Source organism: Streptococcus oralis (assembly GCF_003943415.1).
Classification (GTDB): Bacteria; Bacillota; Bacilli; order Lactobacillales; family Streptococcaceae; genus Streptococcus; species Streptococcus oralis_BJ.
Window position 1 is genome coordinate 1 of sequence record NZ_RJPK01000006.1, and the last position, 18214, is coordinate 18214.

The following is an 18214-nucleotide window of genomic DNA, read 5'->3' on the forward strand; positions in this document are numbered from 1 at the left end:
TCCTCCTTCAGCGTTCTACTTGCATGTATTAGGCACGCCGCCAGCGTTCGTCCTGAGCCAGGATCAAACTCTCATTAAAAGTTTGAGTTCTCACTCATTTCTGTCACTGACAGATTTATTGTTTTTTCATTGTTCAGTACTACAACATCAGTTGTAGTGCCCTGCACATTGGTTCGTCTTGTTCAGTTTTCAAAGGTCTTTGTCACTCAATCTCTCTCAAGCGACAACTATATTAGTATATCACAGCTGNTGACCTATGTCAACACTTTTTTGAAACTTTTTTGAACTTTTTTCATCAAGTGTTCCATCCGCAACATACCATAGTCCGTACGGGATTCGAACCCGTGTTACCGCCGTGAAAAGGCGGTGTCTTAACCCCTTGACCAACGGACCTGAGCTTTTCAACTCTTTCTATTATACCTACTTTTTTTCCTTTGTCAAGATCTTTTTTAATCTCCTATACAAATTTTTCTATGATAACAGAAAAGAGCCAGTTAAACTGACTCCTTCTATTTATCTTGCCAATTAGTCGCACGTTCCTCTCCCCACCAGTAAGGGATCAATTCGGCAACTTTGATTGTTTTTCTTGTTTCGTAGTTCATCATGAACTCTGCTTCTTTATTTTCAGCATTCAATTCTAAGAGAAATTCTCTGCATGCGCCACAGGGCATACCTGATCCTTCGCCGTAGGGAGGTTTATCTCGAAAGGCGAGGATTTTCTTAACTTTAGTTTGTCCTGAAAATTGATACATATTGAAGAGAGCCGCTCGTTCTGCACAGAGATGAAAAACGCCACAAGTGCCCTCTATACAAAATCCTGTGAATATTTGACCATCTTCTGCTTCTACCGCAGCAACGACATGGTTAGCATAAACAAAGTCAGAAACTTCGTGGGGATTGTATAAGGTTCGTGCTTCTTCATACATCTTTTCCCAGATATCCATTGGCAGTTCTTCTTATTTAGAAATCTCTTTGAGCATGTTTTCGATATGCTGAATTGACTTTTCACGTCCGAGCAAGAAAATGGTGTCTGGCAATTCTGGTCCATGCATTTCACCTGATACAGCAATTCGAATAGGCATGAAGAGATTTTTCCCTTTAATACCTGTTTCTTTTTGAACTGCTTTGATTTGTGGGAAGATGTTTTCTGTCACAAATTCCTCATCTGTCATTGCTTCTAGTTTCGCTTTGAAGGCTTCTAGAACAACCGGAACAGTTTCTCCTGCCATGATTTCACGCTCAGCGTCTGTCAACTCTGGGAAATCTGAGAAGAAGAGGTCTGTCAGCGGAACAATCTCATCTACTGATTTCATTTGTGGCTTATAGAGTTCTACCAATTTTTCGGCCTTGTCAGTCAAGCGTTCTGCTTCTTCTAGGAATGGTTTTGCCATTTCAAAGATTGTCTCAAAATCTGCATTCTTTATGTATTCATTGCTCATCCAGTCCATCTTTTTCTGGTCAAAGGCAGCTGGAGACTTGCTGAGGCGGTTTTCATCAAAGAGCTCAATCAATTCTTGACGAGAGAAGATTTCATCTTCGCCACCAGGATTCCAACCAAGAAGAGCGATAAAGTTAAAGACTGCTTCTGGCAAATAGCCTTTTTTACGATAATCTTCGATAAATTGGAGGGTATTGGTATCGCGTTTAGACAATTTTTTCCCAGTTTCAGAGTTGATGATTAAGGTCATGTGACCGAACTCTGGAGCTTCCCAACCAAGGGCTTCATAAACCATAAGCTGTTTTGGGGTGTTGGCAATGTGGTCATCTCCACGGATAACATGAGAAATCTGCATATCGTGGTCATCGATAACGACAGCAAAGTTGTAAGTTGGGTAACCATCTTTCTTTTGGATAACCCAATCACCACCGATATTGCCACCTTCAAATTCGATATCGCCTTTGACCATATCACGCCATTTGTAGATACCTGACTCATTAACAGCCAAACGAACGGTTGGGACAATACCTGCCGCTTCACGCTCTGCGATGTAAGCCGCTTTTTCTTCTTGGCTCATACCAAGATATTCATTGATGTAACGTGGTGTTTCGCCAGCTGCTTCTTGACGTTCGCGCTCAGCTGCCAATTCTTCTTCTGTAACGTAAGATTTGTAGGCTTTTCCTTCAGCTAGCAATTGGTCGATGTATTTTTGATAGAGTTCCAAACGCTCTGATTGGCGATAGTTTTCATGAGTTTCTGGACTTTCATCCCAATCCATTCCTAACCAACGAAGATTTTCAAGCTGTGAACGTTCACCATCCTCAACATGGCGTTTACGGTCAGTATCTTCGATACGAATGATAAAAGTTCCACCATGATGGCGTGCGTAAAGGTAGTTAAACAATGCAGTACGGGCATTTCCGATGTGTAGTAGTCCTGTTGGACTTGGTGCGTAGCGTACGCGGATATCTTTTGACATAGTTTCTCCTATAAAGTCTCTAGGCGTCTGCCTTTTTGCTTTCTATATTATATCACAAGTCTCGCCTGAGTCCAATTTCTACGGATAAAGAGAGTAAAAAGAGTGGGCAAGCCACTCTTTTCTTCTATTATAGACGTGCGTTAAGCTCTTTGCTCAATTCTTCAAATCCTGGTTTTCCAAGAAGGGCAAACATGTTGCGTTTGTATGCTTCAACACCTGGTTGGTCAAATGGGTTGATGGCATTCAAGTAACCTGAAAGGGCGATAGCCAATTCGAAGAAGTAGATAGTGTAGCCAAGAGTGAAGGCATCTTGCTCTGGAAGGGTCACGTACATGTTTGGTACATCACCGTCAGTGTGGGCAAGAAGAACACCGTCAGTCGCTTTTTTGTTTACAAAGTCAACATCTTTTCCTTGAAGGTAACCAAGTCCATCAAGGTCTTCTTCCAAACTAGGAATGATCACGTTCTTACGTGGTTTGTCAACACGGACAACTGTTTCAAACATGATACGAGTTCCTTCTTGGATAAATTGACCCAATGAGTGCAAGTCAGTTGAGAAGTTAGCTGAAGTTGGGTAGATCCCTTTTTGGTCTTTCCCTTCTGATTCACCAGCCAATTGTTTCCACCATTCTGAGAAGTATTGAAGTGATGGTTCGTAGTTTACCAAAATTTCAGTAGCGTAGCCTTTGCGGTAAAGGATGTTACGTACTGCTGCATATTGGTAAGCTTCATTTTCAGAAATCTTATCTGAAGTGTAGTCTTTACGAGCTGCGTTGGCACCTTCCATAAGGGCTTTGATATCAGCTCCTGACGCTGCGATTGGAAGCAAACCAACTGCTGTCAATACTGAGAAACGTCCACCGATGTCGTCTGGAACTACAAATGTTTCCCAACCATTAGCATCTGCTTCAACCTTAACAGCACCTTTTTGGCGGTCAGTTGTAGCATAGATACGTTTGTTGGCTTCTTCTTGACCGTATTTCTTAACCAAGAGTTCTTTGAAGACACGGAAAGCGATGGCTGGTTCAGTTGTTGTACCTGATTTAGAAATCACGTTTACTGAGAAGTCTTTGTCAGCTACATACTCTACCAAGTCAGCAAGGTAAGTAGATGAAATTGAGTTTCCAGCGTAAAGGATTTGTGGCGCTTTGCGCTCTTCTTTTGTTTGCAAGTTTGCAAAGTGGTGGTTCAAGAAGTCGATGGCCGCTTTGGCACCAAGGTAAGATCCACCGATACCGATAACAACCAAAACATCGCTATCTGACTTGATTTGCTCAGCAGCTTTCAAGATGCGGTCGAATTCTTCGCGGTCATAATTTTCAGGAAGGTCCAACCAACCCAAAAAGTCGCTACCAGCACCAGTTCCTTTGCGGATCAATTCGTCTGCTGCTGTTACTTGTGCTTGCATGTATTCCACTTCATGTGGTGCAACAAATTTGTCTAAAACTTTTGAATAGTCAAATTTAATATGTGACATGATATTCCTCCAATATTTCTTCTTTTCTATCATAACGCTTACCTTCGATTTTTTCAAGTTTTTTTATTGAATTTGCCCAATTTTTATCAGAATTCAAACGTTTGCGTAAAAATGCTAAAATACAAAAAATCTGAAAGGACGAATAAAAACGGCTAGATATTCTAACCGTTACAATTCATTTAATAAATACTCAAAGAGTTCTAAATTGCCGTCTTCTTCATTGACCAAAAACTCTGGATGCCACTGCAAACCAATGATACGATGCTCGTCTATAGACTCAATCGCTTCGATAGTCTGGTCTCTTGGATCAATAGCAGTTACACGGAAATTAGGTGCCAAATCTTTAATACTTTGTCGATGGACTGAGTTGACCTGACTTTCTTTGCCAAACAACTTAGCCACCACGCTTCCTTCTACCGTCTCAATAGAATGAGATGTTCCAAAAGGCAAGCCTTGCCAGTGACCTTCAATTTCTTGGTGGAGGGTGCCGCCAAAAGCAACATTGACCAGCTGAACCCCACGACAGATTGCCATAATTGGTTTATTCTGACGGAGCGCTTCTTTCAAGAGAGCTAGTTCAAACTCATCGCGTACAAGGTTGTAATCATCGCTCTCAATGGTCTTTTTTTCCCCATAAAACTGGGGATGGACGTTTTGCCCACCTGTCAAGATGAGTTTGTCGATCATTTCCACATAATCACGCACAACGGACTCATCACCAACAGGAATAACCAAAGGGAGACCTCCGACTTGACGAATGCTCTCTGCAAATTTACAGGATACAGACGAATGAATGTTTTTCCCTTCTGCATCTACAGGACATAGATTTGCAGCAACTCCTACAACCGTTCTAGCCATGATGTGTCTCCTTTCGATTTTCTTGCAACAGTCTTATCTTATCACTCCAACCCTTTCCTGTCTAATATGTTTTTTTAAAGACCGTGATAAGTATTTTTTATGGATAAGAAAAAGCTGCCCAACGAGGGCAACTTCTTTTTTATTCGAAGACAAATTGATTGTGATACAGTTCTGAGTAGAAACCGCCGAGTTTGAGCAACTCGTGATGATTTCCACGTTCAATGACCTCTCCATCTTTGAGGACAATAATCTGATCGGCATTGAGGATGGTCTTGAGACGATGGGCAATGACAAAACTGGTTCGACCTGCTACTACTGCCTCCATGGCATGTTGAATCTTACTTTCTGTTACGGTATCGACATTGGAAGTCGCTTCATCTAAGATTAGGACTTGAGGATCTGTCATCAAGGTCCGAGCGATGGAAATCAATTGTTTCTGCCCAGTCGAGAAGATATTTTGCTCATCATCAATAAGGGTATCATACTTATCAGGTAAGCTTTCGATGTAGTCATGAATATGAGTTGCCTTGGCAGCAGCTTCAACCATTTCCTGACTGGCATCTGGCACACCAAAGCGGATATTGTCCCGAATCGTTCCACTAAACAAGACCGAATCCTGCAAGACAATCCCGACCTTGCTCCGCAGGCTGTCCAAGTCGTAGTCACGAATGTCTTTTCCATCAAAAGAAATGCTACCTCCATCCACATCGTAGAAACGATTGATGAGGTTCATGATGGTCGTTTTCCCTGAACCAGTCGGACCTACAACTGCTATCATCTGCCCCTTAGGAGCTGAAATGCTAACATCTTTTAAAATCGGCTTGTCTGGCACATAAGAGAAATCAATGTGACTGATTTCAACACCTTCTCGCAATTCCGTAAAGGCTGGTGCATTTTGCGGGCGAATCTCTTCTTCTGCATCGAACATTTCTTGGATACGATCCGCTCCAGTAAAGGCCAACTGAAGACTTCCCCAACTCGCAGCCACCTGGATAATCGGCTGGTAGTACTGCTGAGAAAATTGGGTAAACATAACAATCAAACCTAGGGCTGTCGTTGTTTCGATACTTGGATCGTTCAGCAAGACAGCCGAACCTGCAAAAATGACGATAGCTGTGTTGACCAAACTCATCCCATTCATAACTGGAAAGAGGATGCCTGAGAACATTCTTCCCTTAAAGGTCGCCTTGCGTACGCGCTCATTTTGCTCCACAAAGCCTGCTACGATGTCGTCTTGAATTCCTTGTACGATAACAGCTTTCTGACCTGAAATACTTTCGTCCATGTAGGCATTGAGTTTCCCAACCTCTTTTTGCTGGAGATTGGTGTACTTGCGGGCCATTTTCACGATGAAAACCAACATGAGAAAGGCCACCGGGGTGCTGGCTACTGTTATCAGGGCTAGCGTCACATTTCTTGAAAACATGACAAAAATCAAACCGATGTAAAGAGCAATATTGCTCATAACCTGAACTAGGCTTTCATTGAAGGCTTGAAGGATGTTATCCAAGTCACTCGTGAAGCGAGAAAGGATGTCGCCATCCTGATGGCGGTCAAAGAAAGAAACCGTCAAACGAGAAAGTTTGCCAAAGAGACCCTTTCGCATCTCATTTGTCGACTCGGCAATCACACGGGTCATCAAGGTCATGTAAATCAAGCTAGACACCACCAAGACAAGGACAACCAGAGCTAGATTCAGCATCAGAGCTGACAAACTCTGCCAGGCTAGTTCGGAGGTTCCATTTTGATAAGCTAGAACTAGGTTAGCAAGCTCTGTTACTGCTTGACCTGAAAAAACAGGGAAGAGGGCTTGGGCAATTGTCGCAATCGCAACCATCAGAATCACAATGACAAAGGAGAGCTTGTAAACTTTAAAATAATTCCAGAAAAATCGAACTGTTTTCATTTTATTCCTCCTTTCCCTTTTGTGTTTCGTAGATTTCACGGTAGACGGCATTGCTAGCAACCAAGTCTGCATGCCTTCCCTCTCCAATCAATCGCCCTTGGTCCAAGACCAAAATCTTGTCTGCATGGACGACTGAACTGATCTTTTGAGCGATGATAATGGTTGTCGTCCCTTTCAGGTCTTTGTTCAAAGCTTCCTGCACGAGTCTCTCTGACTTGGCATCCAAGGCCGAAGTCGAATCGTCAAAAATCAGGATACGGGGATTGCTGACAATCCCACGGGCAATCGACATCCGTTGTTTTTGTCCACCAGAAAAGTTGGTGCCACGTTCTTCGACCTGACTCTCAAATTTGTTTTCCATGCGTCCGATAAATTCACTGGCTTGAGCAATCCGTGCCGCACGTTCCAGTTCGGACACACTGGCATTGCCTTTTCCTTGACGGAGATTATCTGCAATGGTACCACTAAAAAGAATAGCACGTTGCAAGACGATGGAAACTGTTTTACGCAAGGTTCCTTCGCTGACATCTCGAATATCCTTGCCACCAATCTTGATCGAACCCTCCTGTGGGTCAAAAAGTCGTGGAATTAGCTGGGCAAGGGTGGACTTCCCTGCCCCAGTCGCTCCAACCACACCGATCATCTGACCTGGTGCAACTTCAAAACTTACATTCTTAAGCATGGGCTCTTCATCGGTAGGATAAGTGAAGGTCACATTTTCAAAAGAGAGACTTCCTTCTAGATCCTCATCTGGAAGATCCTTAAAAGTCATCGCTGGCTCGGTATCTAGAACCTCACGGATACGCATCATCGAAATCATAGCCCGACTGACAGAATTCCCTAAAAATCCAACCATGACGATTGTAAAGATAATCTGACTGAGATAGTTAACAAAGGAAGCAATAGAACCAACGACTGACGGATCCGACTGAGCCATTCCCGCAACCAACCAGATGGAGAGGAAAACCGCTCCGTACCCAATGAGCATCATAAAAGGTTCCACTACTGAAAAGGCATAACCAATATAAATATTTTGTCCCAGAAGCTCATCTGAGACCTCAGTAAACTTGTCAAATTGCTCTTTTTCCTGCACAAAGGATTTGACCACACGCACACCACGTAGATTTTCCTTGGCGATGGCATTAATTCGTTCAAGAAGGGTTTGAAACTTGGCAAAGCGCGGCCCCATCATTCCCATCATGATACCTGTAAGCGCAAAAATCAGCACTACCATAAGGACAATTACCCACCAAAGCGAAGGCAGGGTGTGAACCGCTAAGATAAAGGAACCAATAAAAAGCAAAGGGAGACGGAAAAGGATTTGGAAAACCATCATCACCATGTTCTGAATTTGGTTGATATCATTGGTCATACGAACAACCAGATTCCCAGCATTAAACCGCTCAATGTTGGCATAAGAAAAGGTTTGGATCTTACGAAAAGCATCTTCCCGAAGATCCGAAGATACTCCCTGAGCGATATAGGCTGCAAGAATAACATTGACACCACCTGCAACCAGACCCACGAGGGCTACTCCTATCAACCATGCCCCAATACTATAAATAGCCTCATGTCGGCCAGCCAGTAGAGCATCTAAAACCTCCTGCAAATAGCGAGGTTGCAAGAGCGAGCTCGCAACCATCAAGCCTGTCATCACAAAGGATGCCAAGGCTTGCCATTTATAGGCTTTAATTTTTTCAATCAGCATACTTCCTCCTAATCAGATAGACAAAAGGGAGTGACGAAATTCGCCAGCTCCTCTCATTCTTTCATGTTGATGCTATTCTAGCAAAAAAGAGGAATCTTGTCAAAGGCGTTTTCTTATTATAAATTAGTGCGCTTTCACTCGCAAGTAATGCATGAAAAGGCTTTTTATGGTAAAATGAAAAGAAGAACTCTTACAAGGAGGAGAAGATGAAGAAACAAACCATCGCTGTCTTGGGTCCTGGTTCTTGGGGAACTGCCCTTTCGCAGGTCCTAAACGACAATGGACACGAGGTTCGGATTTGGGGAAATATTCCTGACCAAATCGATGAAATCAATAGCCAACATACAAACAAACGCTACTTTAAAGACATCCTACTCGACGAAAACATCAAGGCATACCATGACTTGGAAGAAACACTAAAGGATGTGGATGCTGTTTTATTTGTAGTCCCAACAAAAGTAACGAGACTGGTTGCCCAACAAGTAGCAAAGGTACTCAATCACAAGGTTGTCATCATGCATGCCTCCAAAGGCTTGGAACCAGATAGTCACAAACGCCTATCAACCATTCTGGAAGAGGAAATCCCAGCTGACCTTCGCAGTAAAGTCGTCGTTGTTTCAGGACCGAGCCATGCTGAGGAAACGATTGTACGGGATATTACCTTGATCACTGCAGCCTCTAAAGATCTTGAAACTGCCCAGTACGTTCAAAATCTCTTTAGTAATCACTACTTCCGCCTCTATACCAATACGGATGTTATCGGGGTTGAAACCGCTGGTGCTCTTAAAAATATCATCGCAGTTGGCGCAGGTGCATTACATGGCCTAGGGTTTGGCGACAATGCCAAGGCAGCCATCATCGCCCGTGGCTTGGCAGAAATCACCCGTCTAGGTGTCGCTCTTGGAGCTAATCCTCTGACTTATAGCGGTCTTTCTGGAGTTGGTGATTTGATCGTAACGGGGACATCTGTCCACTCTCGTAACTGGAGGGCAGGTGACGCTCTCGGTCGTGGAGAATCCCTCGCAGACATCGAAGCCAACATGGGCATGGTCATTGAAGGAATTTCAACGACTCGAGCAGCTTACGAACTGGCTCAGGAATTGGGTGTCTACATGCCAATCACACAAGCCATTTATCGAGTTATCTATGAAGGTGTCAATATCAAAGAAGCAATCAACGGCATCATGAACAACGAATTTAAAGCAGAAAACGAATGGTCTTAGACCCTTATAGAAAGGAACATTATGAAACAAAAAGTCAGAAAAGCAGTCATCCCTGCAGCTGGATTGGGAACTCGTTTCCTCCCAGCAACTAAGGCCTTGGCCAAGGAAATGTTGCCAATCGTAGATAAACCAACCATCCAATTTATCGTTGAAGAAGCCCTCAAATCTGGAATCGAAGATATCTTGGTTGTTACTGGTAAGTCAAAACGTTCCATTGAGGACCATTTTGATTCAAACTTCGAATTGGAATACAACCTCAAAGAAAAAGGGAAAACAGATCTTTTGAAGCTAGTTGATGAAACAACTGGCATGCGCCTGCATTTTATCCGCCAAACTCATCCACGCGGTCTCGGAGATGCTGTTTTGCAAGCCAAGGCTTTCGTCGGAAATGAACCTTTTGTCGTGATGCTTGGGGATGACTTGATGGATATCACTAATGAAAAGGCCGTTCCGCTCACCAAACAACTCATGGATGACTATGAACGTACTCACGCATCTACTATCGCTGTCATGCCAGTCCCTCACGATGAAGTATCTGCCTATGGGGTTATTGCTCCGCAAGGCGAAGGGAAAAACGGCCTTTACAGCGTTGAAACCTTTGTTGAAAAACCTGCGCCAGAGGACGCTCCTAGCGACCTTGCTATTATTGGACGCTACCTCCTCACACCTGAAATTTTCCAAATCCTCGAGAACCAAGCTCCAGGTGCAGGAAATGAAATTCAATTGACAGATGCGATCGATACCCTCAATAAAACACAACGTGTATTTGCTCGTGAGTTCAAGGGTTCCCGCTACGATGTCGGAGATAAGTTTGGCTTTATGAAAACATCCATCGACTACGCTCTGAGACACCCACAAGTCAAAGACGACTTGAAAGACTACCTCATCCAACTCGGAAAAGAGTTAGCTGGAGAGAAATTAAAAAAATAATCTATAACAAAAGAAGAACTAGGGTGGTTGACTATCCTAGTTCTTTTTTTATTTACACTCATCTCATCCCTGTACTTTGCCTATCATCGAAGAAAAGAATCGATAGGTCGAGCAGTTCCCACACTTGTCTCTAATTATTTGCCAAATTTTGTGAAAGCACTATACTTCTGTTTGTTTTTTATAAAAATAGGAGTATACTAAGTTAGTATAATAAAATAAAAAACACCGAATCGGTGCTCACTTTTTCAAGTTGTGTACGGACAAAGCCTTATTTTAACTCGCTGTGTTGTTTCGAATGGTTCCAACAGCTATATTATATACCATTCTTTTAAAAATAGCAAGAAAAAATCTATATAAAATAGAATAACATTTTATTTTACAAATATAAAAAAACTATATTGAAAGCGTTTTATAATTTGTTGCTTTTAATAGCAAAAAGATATATAATTTAGTTAAAGTTAATATATTAGCACTTGCTGATACGACTCTAAAATTACAATAAAATGGAGAGCAATAGATGACTAAAAAATCTTACTCTATCGGACTAGATGTCGGAACAAACAGCGTCGGATGGGCCGTCATTACAGATGACTATAAGGTTCCATCGAAAAAGATGAAAGTTCGGGGCAATACTGATAAACACTTTATCAAGAAAAATCTCATCGGGGCTTTGTTATTTGATGAAGGGACTACCGCTGAGGATAGACGTCTCAAACGAACAGCACGTCGTCGCTATACTCGTCGGAAAAATCGTCTTCGCTATCTTCAAGAAATCTTTGCTGAGGAAATGAACAAGGTAGATAGTAGTTTCTTTCATCGATTAGATGACTCCTTTTTAGTTCCTGACGATAAAAGAGGAAGTAAGTACCCTATTTTTGCTACCTTGGCAGAAGAAAAAGAATATCATAAGAAATTTCCGACTATCTATCATTTGAGAAAGCAACTGGCAGAGTCAAATGAAAAAGCAGATTTACGTTTGATCTATCTAGCTCTTGCTCACATGATTAAATACCGCGGGCATTTTTTGATTGACGATCCCAAGTTTAAAGTTCAAAATAATGACATCCAAGGACTGTTTGAAAAATTTGTTGAAGAATATGATAATGTTCAAGAAACCTCCCTTTCCAAAATCAAACTGAATGTCACAGAAATTCTAACTGCTAAAATCCCTAAGTCTGAAAAACAGGAACAACTTCTTAAGAACTACCCAAGTGAAAAGAAGAATACCTTATTCGGTAATTTAATCGGACTAGCTCTAGGATTGACACCTAATTTTAAAACAAACTTTAGTTTAGAAAACGATGCTAAATTACAAATATCATCGGAGAGCTATGAAGAAGATCTTGGAAATCTCCTCGCACTAATCGGAGAAAATTTCATCGAACTCTTTTCTGCGGTGAAAAATCTAAGTGATGGTATCTTATTAGCAGGTATCGTTTCAGACGAATCCCCACATGCGCCTTTATCAGCAAAAATGGTCATTCGATTCAAAGAACATGAAGAAGACTTAGTTGCCTTAAAACAATTCATCAAAAACAATCTTCCAGCAGAAAAATGTGTTGAAGTTTTTTCTGACCAATCTAAAGATGGGTATGCTGGATATATCGATGGCAAGACCACACAAGAATCATTTTACAAATATATCAAAAATCTTCTCTCTAAATTCGAAGGAGCAGATTATTTCCTTGAGAAAATCGAACGTGAAGATTTTTTGAGAAAACAACGTACTTTTGATAACGGTTCTATTCCTCATCAAATTCATCTTCAAGAAATGAATGCCATTCTCCGTCGGCAAGGAGAACATTATCCATTCCTGAAGGAAAATAAAGAAAAGATAGAGAAAATCTTGACTTTCCGTATTCCTTACTACGTTGGCCCATTGGCTCGTGGCAATCGTGATTTTGCGTGGCTTACTCGAAATTCTGACCAAGCAATCCGACCTTGGAATTTCGAAGAAATTGTTGATAAAGCAAGCTCTGCGGAAGACTTCATCAATAAGATGACTAACTATGACTTGTATCTCCCAGAGGAAAAAGTTTTGCCTAAGCACAGTCTGTTGTATGAAACATTTGCTGTCTATAATGAATTAACAAAAGTAAAATTTATTGCAGAAGGATTGAGAGACTATCAATTCCTTGATAGTGGGCAGAAGAAGCAAATTGTTGATAGATGTTTCAAAGAAAAAAGAAAAGTAACCGAAAAAGATCTCATTCATTATCTACACAATGTTGATGGCTACGATGGAATCGAACTAAAAGGAATTGAAAAACAATTTAACGCTAGTCTTTCTACTTATCATGATTTACTCAAAATTATCAAGGATAAGGAGTTTATGGATGATGCTAAAAATGAAGCAATTCTTGAAAATATCGTCCACACGCTAACTATCTTTGAAGATCGTGAGATGATTAAGCAACGCCTTGCTCAATATAATTCTCTCTTTGATGAAAAAGTGATCAAGGCACTGACTCGTCGACAGTATACTGGATGGGGGAAACTTTCTGCTAAGCTAATTAACGGTATCTGCGATAAACAAACTGGCAAAACGATTCTTGATTATCTGATCGATGACGATTACAACAATCGTAACTTTATGCAGTTAATCAATGATGACAGACTTTCTTTCAAAGAAATTATCCAAAAAGCACAAGTCGTTGGCAAAACAGATGATTTGAAGCAAGTTGTTCAAGAACTTCCAGGAAGCCCTGCCATTAAAAAGGGAATTTTACAAAGTATCAAGATCGTTGATGAACTTGTCAAGGTTATGGGGCATGCTCCTGAGTCCATTGTAATTGAAATGGCTCGAGAAAATCAGACAACTGTCAGAGGGAAAAAGAATTCCCAACAGAGATATAAACGCATTGAAGATTCACTGAAAATATTAGCATCTGGGCTTGATTCAAATATATTAAAAGAAAATCCAACAGATAATAATCAACTTCAAAACGACCGCCTCTTCCTTTACTATCTCCAAAATGGAAAAGATATGTACACAGGGGAAGCTCTTGACATCAATCAATTAAGTAGCTATGACATTGACCACATCATCCCACAGGCCTTTATAAAAGATGATTCGCTTGATAACCGTGTCTTGACGAGTTCAAAGGATAATCGTGGGAAATCCGATAATGTTCCAAGTTTAGAAGTTGTTCAAAAAAGAAAAGCTTTTTGGCAACAACTGTTGGATTCTAAGTTAATTTCAGAACGTAAATTTAAGAATTTAACCAAAGCAGAGCGAGAGCGAGGCGGGCTAAATGAGCTTGATAAAGTTGGTTTCATCAAACGCCAACTAGTTGAAACACGGCAAATCACAAAACACGTTGCACAGATTTTGGATGCTCGCTATAATACAGAAGTGAATGAGAAGGATAAGAAGAACCGTACCGTCAAAATCATCACTTTGAAATCCAATCTGGTTTCCAACTTCCGTAAAGAATTTAGGTTATACAAGGTACGGGAAATCAATGACTACCACCATGCACATGATGCCTACTTAAATGCAGTGGTTGCTAAGGCTATCCTTAAGAAATATCCTAAACTAGAGCCTGAATTCGTCTATGGTGACTATCAAAAGTATGACCTTAAGCGATACATCTCAAAATCCAAAGACCCTAAAGAAGTCGAAAAAGCAACTGAAAAGTATTTCTTCTACTCAAACTTGTTGAACTTCTTTAAAGAAGAGGTACATTACGCAGACGGAACTATCGTAAAAAGAGAGAATATCGAATACTCCAAGGATACTGGAGAAATCGCTTGGAATAAGGAAAAAGATTTCGCTACAATCAAAAAAGTTCTTTCACTTCCGCAGGTGAATATTGTGAAGAAAACAGAAATTCAGACACATGGTCTAGATAGAGGTAAGCCTAAAGGATTGTTCAATTCTAATCCATCTCCTAAACCATCAGAAGGTAGTAAAGAAAATCTTGTTCCAATTAAACAAGGACTTGATCCACGAAAATACGGTGGTTACGCTGGTATTTCTAACTCATACGCGATCTTAGTTAAAGCTATTATCGAAAAAGGAGCAAAAAAACAACAAAAGACAATTCTTGAGTTTCAAGGTATCTCTATTTTAGATAAAATAAATTTTGAAAATAACAAGGAAAACTACCTTCTTGAAAAAGGATATATAAAAATTCTTTCAACTATTACATTGCCTAAGTATAGTTTGTTTGAGTTTCCTGATGGTACAAGAAGAAGACTTGCAAGTATTCTATCAACAAACAATAAACGAGGAGAAATTCATAAAGGTAATGAATTGGTCATCTCCGAAAAATATACGACTCTTTTGTATCATGCTAAGAATATTAATAAGGCACTCGAACCAGAACACTTAGAGTATGTTGAGAAACATAGGGATGAGTTTGCAAAACTTTTAGATTATGTACTTGATTTTAACGAAAAGTATGTTGGGGCGTTAAAAAATGGAGAGAGAATCCGGCAAGCATTTACAGATTGGGAAACAGTAGATATCAAAGAATTGTGTTTCAGCTTCATTGGTCCAGAAAATAGTAAAAATGCTGGTTTATTCGAATTGACATCACAAGGAAGCGCCTCTGATTTCGAATTTTTAGGAGTAAAAATTCCACGATACAGGGACTATACACCTTCATCACTCCTCAACGCCACCCTCATCCACCAGTCCATCACTGGTCTCTACGAGACTCGGATTGATTTAAGCAAACTAGGAGAAGACTAATGGGATGGAGAACCGTTGTTGTCAATACGCACTCTAAGCTTTCCTACAAGAACAACCACTTGATTTTTAAAGATGCCTCTCGGACAGAGTTGATTCACCTGTCCGAGGTGGACATCCTGCTTTTGGAGACGACGGACATCGTTCTCTCCACTATGCTGATAAAGCGCCTGGTGGATGAAAATATTCTGGTCATCTTTTGTGATGATAAACGCTTGCCAACGGCATACTTAATGCCTTACTATGGTCGACACGATTCCAGTTTACAACTTTCTCGGCAAATTGCTTGGAATGAAGATGTAAAGGCGGAAATTTGGACAACCATTATTGCACAAAAGATTCTCAATCAGGCTTTTTATCTAGGGAGTTGTGGTTTTCTAGAAAAATCTCAATCCGTCATCGATCTCTATCATGGGTTGGATTTATTTGATCCTAGTAACCGTGAGGGACACGCAGCTCGTATTTATTTTAATACCTTGTTTGGGAATGATTTTAGTCGTGAGCAAGATAGTGATATCAATGCTGCCTTGGACTACGGCTACACCTTGATTTTGAGTATGTTTGCGCGTGAGATTGTGTTGTCTGGCTGTATGACCCAGTTTGGATTGAAACATGCTAATCAGTTTAATCAATTCAACCTAGCCAGCGATATTATGGAGCCTTTTCGTCCGATTATTGACAGAATTGTCTATGAAAATCGAAACAGTTCTTTTATCAAAATCAAGCGAGAACTTTTTACCATTTTCTCAGATACCTTTCACTACAATGGAAAGGATATGTATCTGACCAATATCGTCAGCGACTATACTAAGAAAGTCATCCAAGCTCTCAATCAACCCGAGAAAGGAGTTCCTGAGTTTAGGATATGAGTTATCGATATATGCGTATGATTTTAATGTTTGATATGCCAGTTGATACCGCAGAGGAACGCAAGTCCTATCGGAAATTTCGGAAGTTCCTCATAGATGAGGGATTTATCATGCACCAATTCTCCATCTATAGCAAGCTCTTGCTCAATAACTCTGCTAATAATGCCATGATTGAACGCCTTAAGACGCACAATCCTAAAAAAGGAAATATTACCCTCTTAACCGTTACAGAAAAGCAGTTTTCTCGTATGATTTACTTGAATGGCGAGCGAAATACCAGCGTAGCAAACTCCGACGCACGTTTGGTTTTTCTAGGAGAGGAGCCTAGAGATGAAGATTAATTTTCCGCTATTAGACGAACCATTAGCTATTGAAAATGCAACTTTTTTGGTGTTGGAAGACCAGTTTACCTTTTCAACTATCGTCAAGCAGTTCTACCAATATACTGATGATGGGGAGTTGAAGTTGTTTGATAGAAATCTAAAAGCACTGAAAGAGTCCGAGTTACTAGTGATAACGGATATCTTGGGCTATAATCTCAACTCGCCTGCCATGCTCAAGTTGATACATGCTGATTTAGAAAATCAACTCAATGACAAGCCCGAAGTCAAGTCCATGATTGAAAAGTTGGTTGCTACGATTACAGAATTACTGGCATTTGAATGTTTGGAAAACGAGTTAGACCTAGAGTATGATGAAATTACCATTCTAGAGTTAATCGATGCACTTGGTGTCAAAGTCGAAACCCTGAGTGATACACCTTTTGAAAAGATGCTAGAAATTGTCCAGGTTTTTAAATATCTCTCTAAAAAGAAACTTCTTGTTTTCATCAATGCATCCGCCTATCTATCAAAGGATGAGTTAGTAAATTTGATAGAGTATGTCCAACTCAATCAACTGTCCGTCTTGTTTGTTGAGCCTCGGAAAATCTATGATTTTCCGCAGTATGTATTGGATCAAGACTATTTCTTGAACCCTGAAAATATGGTATAATAAGAGTAACAATTGGATCCTGACGAGCTGAAGTCTGGCTGAGACGAATGGCGCGATTACGAAATTTCGTGAGAAAAATTTTTCTACGAGGTTTTAGAGCTGTGTTGTTTCGAATGGTTCCAAAACAATGACACAAACACACCTTGCTCGTGCTTGGTTTTAGAGCTGTGTTGTTTCGAATGGTTCCAAAACGCAGATGGTCGAGACCAGATCGCAGACAGAGTTTTAGAGCTGTGTTGTTTCGAATGGTTCCAAAACAATCCTATTGCAAGTTGGTTTGTAGGGAAGGTTTTAGAGCTGTGTTGTTTCGAATGGTTCCAAAACAATGACACAAACACACCTTGCTCGTGCTTGGTTTTAGAGCTGTGTTGTTTCGAATGGTTCCAAAACAATAAAAAATTGCAATTATCAATAAAAAGGGTTTTAGAGCTGTGTTGTTTCGAATGGTTCCAAAACTAGAGTTAAGATTTCACCTATTACAATTGAGTTTTAGAGCTGTGTTGTTTCGAATGGTTCCAAAACAGCTGAGTTAATATCTTTGTTGTTCATGCCGTTTTAGAGCTGTGTTGTTTCGAATGGTTCCAAAACTCTATGTTTCCCCAGTAAACTTTAAAGCTAGTTTTAGAGCTGTGTTGTTTCGAATGGTTCCAAAACGCCTTTGCTGATTTAGGTTACGGAGTCGATGTTTTAGAGCTGTGTTGTTTCGAATGGTTCCAAAACTGCCCATTCAATATTACCTAGAGCTAACATGTTTTAGAGCTGTGTTGTTTCGAATGGTTCCAAAACTCCTTGCTCTCCATGTATCGGCGAATAAGGGTTTTAGAGCTGTGTTGTTTCGAATGGTTCCAAAACGCAAGTAACAGACAGCTGGACAGGTTTAAAGTTTTAGAGCTGTGTTGTTTCGAATGGTTCCAAAACAAATATGGTGCATGGAAAAAGGATTCCAAAGTTTTAGAGCTGTGTTGTTTCGAATGGTTCCAAAACCTGTCCATTGGTTGATATTGGCGCTATCTAGTTTTAGAGCTGTGTTGTTTCGAATGGTTCCAAAACAAAATGCTAGGCCCCTTTAATAATTTAAGAGTTTTAGAGCTGTGTTGTTTCGAATGGTTCCAAAACCCGAACCTATCGACCTTCAGG

12 protein-coding genes, 1 tRNA gene, 1 rRNA gene and 1 CRISPR repeat array (1 of these 15 cut by a window edge) are annotated in these 18214 nt (G+C 40.6%); of the genes, 6 read left to right on the forward strand and 8 right to left on the reverse strand.

Features of this window, described 5'->3' with window-relative positions:
* The 8 genes from D8801_RS07775 to D8801_RS07810 all read right to left on the reverse strand — a co-directional run.
* Positions 1 to 79: ribosomal RNA gene (locus D8801_RS07775) — 16S ribosomal RNA — on the reverse strand; the annotation flags it as partial.
* 242 nt (positions 80 to 321) lie between these two features.
* Positions 322 to 393: transfer RNA gene (locus tag D8801_RS07780), tRNA-Glu, on the reverse strand.
* A gap of 116 nt (positions 394 to 509) precedes the next feature.
* Positions 510 to 944 (reverse strand): cytidine deaminase family protein, encoded by a 435-nt coding sequence (locus tag D8801_RS07785; RefSeq protein ID WP_125849022.1) that lies wholly within the window; start codon positions 942 to 944, stop codon positions 510 to 512.
* Positions 945 to 956: 12 nt separating this feature from the next.
* Positions 957 to 2417 carry a glutamate--tRNA ligase gene (gene gltX, locus D8801_RS07790; RefSeq protein WP_125849024.1) on the reverse strand — a complete coding sequence of 487 codons (1461 nt, stop codon included), beginning with the start codon at positions 2415 to 2417 and terminating at the stop codon, positions 957 to 959.
* A 127-nt stretch (positions 2418 to 2544) separates the two neighbouring features.
* The gene (locus D8801_RS07795) at positions 2545 to 3894 is read right to left on the reverse strand and encodes a glucose-6-phosphate isomerase (RefSeq protein WP_049551029.1); all 1350 of its coding nucleotides are present in this window, start codon (positions 3892 to 3894) and stop codon (positions 2545 to 2547) included.
* Between the two features lie 168 nt (positions 3895 to 4062).
* Positions 4063 to 4752 (reverse strand): gamma-glutamyl-gamma-aminobutyrate hydrolase family protein, encoded by a 690-nt coding sequence (locus tag D8801_RS07800; RefSeq protein ID WP_125849026.1) that lies wholly within the window; start codon positions 4750 to 4752, stop codon positions 4063 to 4065.
* Positions 4753 to 4891: 139 nt separating this feature from the next.
* Positions 4892 to 6658 carry an ABC transporter ATP-binding protein gene (locus D8801_RS07805; RefSeq protein ID WP_125849028.1) on the reverse strand — a complete coding sequence of 589 codons (1767 nt, stop codon included), beginning with the start codon at positions 6656 to 6658 and terminating at the stop codon, positions 4892 to 4894.
* Between the two features lies 1 nt (position 6659).
* Positions 6660 to 8366, reverse strand: coding sequence for an ABC transporter ATP-binding protein (locus D8801_RS07810; protein WP_125849030.1), 1707 nt, complete (start codon positions 8364 to 8366; stop codon positions 6660 to 6662).
* Between the two features lie 206 nt (positions 8367 to 8572).
* On the opposite strand from D8801_RS07810, the gene D8801_RS07815 reads away from it, so the two are divergent.
* The 6 genes from D8801_RS07815 to csn2 all read left to right on the forward strand — a co-directional run bounded on the left by D8801_RS07815 (position 8573) and on the right by csn2 (position 17077).
* A complete protein-coding gene (locus D8801_RS07815; protein WP_125849032.1) occupies positions 8573 to 9589 on the forward strand; it encodes an NAD(P)H-dependent glycerol-3-phosphate dehydrogenase in 1017 nt (338 codons plus the stop codon).
* 21 nt (positions 9590 to 9610) lie between these two features.
* Complete coding sequence (galU, locus tag D8801_RS07820; RefSeq protein WP_000811032.1) at positions 9611 to 10519, forward strand: UTP--glucose-1-phosphate uridylyltransferase GalU; 909 nt, start codon at positions 9611 to 9613, stop codon at positions 10517 to 10519.
* Positions 10520 to 11036: 517 nt separating this feature from the next.
* Positions 11037 to 15218 carry a type II CRISPR RNA-guided endonuclease Cas9 gene (gene cas9 / locus D8801_RS07825; protein WP_125849034.1) on the forward strand — a complete coding sequence of 1394 codons (4182 nt, stop codon included), beginning with the start codon at positions 11037 to 11039 and terminating at the stop codon, positions 15216 to 15218.
* Positions 15218 to 16084 (forward strand): type II CRISPR-associated endonuclease Cas1, encoded by an 867-nt coding sequence (cas1, locus tag D8801_RS07830; RefSeq protein WP_125849036.1) that lies wholly within the window; start codon positions 15218 to 15220, stop codon positions 16082 to 16084. Before cas9 ends, cas1 begins: the two co-directional genes overlap by 1 nt.
* A complete protein-coding gene (gene cas2, locus D8801_RS07835; protein WP_125849038.1) occupies positions 16081 to 16425 on the forward strand; it encodes a CRISPR-associated endonuclease Cas2 in 345 nt (114 codons plus the stop codon). Before cas1 ends, cas2 begins: the two co-directional genes overlap by 4 nt.
* Positions 16415 to 17077 (forward strand): type II-A CRISPR-associated protein Csn2, encoded by a 663-nt coding sequence (gene csn2 / locus D8801_RS07840; RefSeq protein ID WP_125849040.1) that lies wholly within the window; start codon positions 16415 to 16417, stop codon positions 17075 to 17077. The genes cas2 and csn2 overlap by 11 nt, the downstream gene beginning before the upstream one ends.
* 90 nt (positions 17078 to 17167) lie before the next feature.
* Positions 17168 to 18214: a CRISPR direct-repeat array (repeat unit 36 nt; unit sequence GTTTTAGAGCTGTGTTGTTTCGAATGGTTCCAAAAC); it runs 45 nt beyond the window's last position.

Bases quoted from the DNA above. Each gene is read 5' to 3' on its own strand.
- gltX (WP_125849024.1), bottom strand. From the start codon at position 2,417: ATGTCAAAAGATATCCGCGTACGCTACGCACCAAGTCCAACAGGACTA.
- galU (WP_000811032.1), top strand. From the start codon at position 9,611: ATGAAACAAAAAGTCAGAAAAGCAGTCATCCCTGCAGCTGGATTGGGA.
- D8801_RS07805 (WP_125849028.1), bottom strand. From the start codon at position 6,658: ATGAAAACAGTTCGATTTTTCTGGAATTATTTTAAAGTTTACAAGCTC.
- D8801_RS07785 (WP_125849022.1), bottom strand. From the start codon at position 944: ATGGATATCTGGGAAAAGATGTATGAAGAAGCACGAACCTTATACAAT.
- cas2 (WP_125849038.1), top strand. From the start codon at position 16,081: ATGAGTTATCGATATATGCGTATGATTTTAATGTTTGATATGCCAGTT.
- D8801_RS07795 (WP_049551029.1), bottom strand. From the start codon at position 3,894: ATGTCACATATTAAATTTGACTATTCAAAAGTTTTAGACAAATTTGTT.
- cas9 (WP_125849034.1), top strand. From the start codon at position 11,037: ATGACTAAAAAATCTTACTCTATCGGACTAGATGTCGGAACAAACAGC.
- D8801_RS07810 (WP_125849030.1), bottom strand. From the start codon at position 8,366: ATGCTGATTGAAAAAATTAAAGCCTATAAATGGCAAGCCTTGGCATCC.
- D8801_RS07815 (WP_125849032.1), top strand. From the start codon at position 8,573: ATGAAGAAACAAACCATCGCTGTCTTGGGTCCTGGTTCTTGGGGAACT.
- csn2 (WP_125849040.1), top strand. From the start codon at position 16,415: ATGAAGATTAATTTTCCGCTATTAGACGAACCATTAGCTATTGAAAAT.
- D8801_RS07800 (WP_125849026.1), bottom strand. From the start codon at position 4,752: ATGGCTAGAACGGTTGTAGGAGTTGCTGCAAATCTATGTCCTGTAGAT.
- cas1 (WP_125849036.1), top strand. From the start codon at position 15,218: ATGGGATGGAGAACCGTTGTTGTCAATACGCACTCTAAGCTTTCCTAC.